At 30.7% G+C, this 2,499-nt stretch carries 2 protein-coding genes; both read left to right on the top strand.

The features are described from left to right. Window positions 1–1,359, top strand: a 1,359-nt coding sequence (locus tag ACRC28_RS06400) for a hypothetical protein (protein ID WP_438542619.1), incomplete at its 5' end; no start/stop codon positions are given. Window positions 1,360–1,521: 162 nt separating this feature from the next. Beyond that, window positions 1,522–2,499, top strand: a 978-nt coding sequence (locus tag ACRC28_RS06395; protein WP_438542618.1) for a hypothetical protein, incomplete at its 3' end; no start/stop codon positions are given.

The raw sequence follows: 2,499 nt of genomic DNA, 5'->3' as shown, positions 1-2,499 counted from the left end.
TTAGAAAGTATAAAAAATCTACCCCCTGAAATACAAATGTCCATAATGACTAATGCGGTATCCGCATTAGGTGAATTAAGTGAAGCAGATCAATTTAAGTTTGCTGAAAAGATGATAAACATATCTATAGCTATGGGAGATATAGATGGTGCAATACAGCAAATACAGACATTACCTGAAGAAAAACAAATACAAGTAGTTACTAATTTAATAAACTCAGGAACACTTACCCCTGAACAAATAGAGCATTTAATGAATGGGTTACCAGATGGAGTTCAAAAGAGTGTAAATTTTAGTAGTCAAGGTGCTGATAAAGTTAAAAAAGACCAAAAAGATATAGATAAAGGGTCTAAAAATACAAATAAGCAAGTAAAGGCTAGTATACCTGGTGGTCAGCAAGTTGTTAAGACACAAAAGGATATTGATAGAAACGCTAAAAATAAAACCCAATCAGTAACAGTTTCAAATCCTGGTGGATCTTCGACATTGAGTACAATTAAAGGGATCAACAATAGTGCTGTAAATAAAACTCATACGATAACTACCATCTTCAAATCCATAGGTCAAAAAGTAAGTAGTTTCTTTGGTGGTGGAGGTGGGAAACCATCTAAGGGTTCAATAGACGCGGAAGATTCTCAACCGATACCTTTTAGTGCATCTCCTTCTGTTAGAACTCCGATTGAAGGTGATACGTCAGATGTGGATACATTTGTTTCAGAAACACCTCAAGTTTCACCACGTTATTCTAATAACTTCAACGGCATATTAGACATTCCAACATTATCAACTAAACTTCAAACTTCATATAAAACTATCCTTAACATGTTAAAATACGGAATTAACGTATTTCAAGAATTAGAAAATAGAATATCTAAAGTTAATAATCAACTTAAATTACTAGATTTGAAAATGGAACAAGTCAGTGGAACTGAAAAAATTAAATATCTTGAAACTCAGAATAAATTATATAAAGAACAAGCTAAGTTGCAAAAAGATATGTTTAATCATTTAGAAATTCAACGTAAAGCTATGCAAGGCGATGCTAAGAAATTTGGATTTACAATAGATAATCATGGTAATTTAACCAATTACGAAGAATCACTTCAAAGATTAGAAAGTGCATATGAATCCGCTAAGAAAAAAGAAGAGAGTTATACTGGTAAAAGTGAAAGCACTAAGAAAAAATATTCTAAAGCTACTGAAGATGCTAATCAAAAATTACAAGATGCTAAAAAATTCAGTGAAGAATACTTGGATCTATTCTACAACGAGATAAGAGTGTCTCCTATATTGAGAAATCAGTATAGAAAATTCATTGAATTGCTGGAAACCCCTAAAGCTAATATAACTACAACATAAGGTTAAATCCTAAGTGTGAATGTTGCGAAAGCAGAAAAAATATATTAGATGGCATAAGGTTAAATCCTAAGTGCTTTTACAATGGGCAATCAGCAGGTAAGATTTATATTTATTTAACTTATAAAGCGGTGAAAAATTAATAAAATAAAGGGGGGTGAATAAATGGGAAAATATAATGAAGAAAATGTAAAGTCATATGTTGAATCATATGGCTACATTTTGATGTCAAAATATAAAGGTATAGAGTCAAAAATAGAATTAATATGCCCAAATGGTCACGTGTATGAGACAACATTTAATTCATTTAAAAATAAAAATGTGAGATGTAGGGTTTGTAAGAATAATGAAAAAATCGAATTCATAACAAAATACATAGAAAATGAAAATTATAAACTATTTGATATTAAAGTAGAAGATTATAACACACGTGTGTTAATACAGTGTCCTAATAACCATGAACCGTATTGGACTAAATTTGCAAACTTCAAAAATAATAATAGAAGGTGTAAAATTTGTGGATTTAAAAAAGTAAAAGAATATCGAACTCATAATTTTGATTATGTTAAGAGCGTTATAGAGGGTATAGGATATGAATTATTATCGGATTCTTATGAAAACACACATGAAAAATTAGAAATGAAATGTGATAAAGGGCATGTTTTTAAGATGAGTTTTAAACAAGTTAAAGACCAAAATGCGAGGTGTCCTATATGTCAGAGAAAAAAGGCATCTGAAAGAATGAGACTGTCATATGGTTATGTCAAAGAATACCTATTAAATTTCGGATATACTCTGTTATCTGATGAATACCTAAATGCTAGAAGTCACATTGATGTAATGTGTCCTAATGGTCACAAATATAGAGTTGGATTTAATACTTTTAAAAGAGGTTCAAGATGTCCTATATGCTATATGTCTAGCGGAGAAACTGAAGTTAAACGTGTACTAGAAAAGTTAAACGTAAATTTTACACCTCAGTATACTTTTTCAGATTGTAGGTCTAAAAGAGAACTTCCTTTTGACTTTTACTTACCTGAACATAACACATGCATAGAGTTCGACGGAGGACAACATTATAGGATCATTAAGCATTTTGGAGGATTCGATGGATTTGTGAGTCTTAAAATAAGAGACACCATT

The sequence above is a fragment of the Clostridium sp. genome, assembly GCF_051650885.1.
In the GTDB taxonomy this organism is placed as follows: domain Bacteria; phylum Bacillota; class Clostridia; order Clostridiales; family Clostridiaceae; genus Clostridium.
This window is presented reverse-complemented; position numbering and strand designations above follow the sequence as displayed.